The sequence below is a fragment of the Lunatibacter salilacus genome (assembly GCF_009797935.1).
In the GTDB taxonomy this organism is placed as follows: domain Bacteria; phylum Bacteroidota; class Bacteroidia; order Cytophagales; family Cyclobacteriaceae; genus Lunatibacter; species Lunatibacter salilacus.
The window spans coordinates 1-1475 of record NZ_VOLC01000046.1 but is presented as its reverse complement, the minus strand read 5'-3'; the positions used below and the strand labels follow the sequence as shown (position 1 = coordinate 1475).

1 protein-coding gene is annotated in these 1475 nt (G+C 42.0%); it reads left to right on the top strand.

Annotated elements, in window-relative coordinates; translation table 11 throughout:
* Window positions 1-246 precede the first annotated feature (246 nt).
* Window positions 247-1419 (top strand): IS110 family RNA-guided transposase, encoded by a 1173-nt coding sequence (locus FQ608_RS27050; RefSeq protein ID WP_158861636.1) that lies wholly within the window; start codon window positions 247-249, stop codon window positions 1417-1419.
* Window positions 1420-1475: the final 56 nt, after the last annotated feature.

Sequence of the window (1475 nt, the reverse complement as noted above, 5' to 3'; positions counted from 1 at the left end):
CTACTCATATCTTTGAAATTAATAGAAAATTCATAAAATCATTGTTAGTTTAGATGATTAAGAATTGGAAGGAAGGGAACAAACGGGCTACTAAACACTTTGATGTTGCAATCGAGAAACCCCCTTCCTTCTTTCAATCCAAAGCCAGAACAGTACCTAAAGGCATGTTAGATTTATCGTGACCTTGTATCAGCTGTGAGTAAAGGAAAAGGGGTTGAGATATTGATAAACCATAAATTCAATAAGATGAAAGAAGGCAAAGAGTTGTTGGTTCAAAACGTTGGAGTCGATGTTTCCAAAGACACGCTGGATGTTGTTCTGGCAACCATGAATTACGGACGGGAAATTAAAATAAAAGGCTCCAGGAAGTTCCCCAACACGGTACAGGGATTCCGGGAGTTTGTTAAATGGCTTGAGGCCAAACGGACAAAACCCTGTGAATTACGTGTTTTGATGGAGGCCACGGGCATTTATTATGAGCAGTTCGCCTGGTATCTGCATGAGCGGGAATATGCGGTTTCAGTGGTGCTGCCCACCAAAGCAAAACGGTATCTTCAGGCGATTGGCAACAAAAGCAAAAACGATAAAATTGATGCGAAGGGACTGTCCAGAATGGGCCTTGAACAGAATTTGTCTCCTTGGCGGCCGCTGTCGAAGAATATCTATCGGTTACGTTTGCTTACGCGCCAATTGGAGGATTTTAACAACCAAAGGACGGTATTTTTAAACCAGCTGCACGCCCTGAGCCACAGTGCCTATCCGGTTAAGGAGGTTGAAAAAAACCTCAATAAGCTAATCAGAGAACTTGAAAAAGGCATAGCCAATATAAACACGGCAATTGAAAAGCTGATTAAGGATGATGAAAAACTCGCAAATAGAGTGGACAAGATCCTGAAGATAAAGGGTGTAGGCATAAAAACAATTGCGGTTCTGCTGGCTGAAACCAACGGATTTGAAACTTTTGAAAACCAGGGACAGCTGGTAAGCTATTCGGGGTATGACATAATCGAAAACCAATCAGGGAAACATAACGGGAAAACAAAAATGTCAAAAAAGGGCAACGCCCATATACGCAGGGCTATGCACCTGCCTGCTTTTGGCGTGGTGAGATACAACCAAGGCACTTTTAACAACTTATACAACAGGTTAATAGCAAAAGGGAAAACAAAAATGCAGGCATATGTGGCGGTTCAAAGAAAATTGTTGGTATTGATATGGGCACTTTGGAAAAAGGACCAGGAGTATGATCAGAACTACCATCTTTCAACCCAAAAATATTCCGGTAATGATGAGCCTAAGCCCTTCTTTTCGCTTGGCTCCGTAGGAGACACCAAAAAAGTAGGGCCAGTATCAACCGGCCCTACAGTAGATGAACTTCCGTGCAACGAATCGCCTGAAGCCCTCTTTTCGCTAATGTAAATTTAAGAAAAAATCTTCAAAAATCACTTGCTATTTAAGACAGTACCTCGATTGGC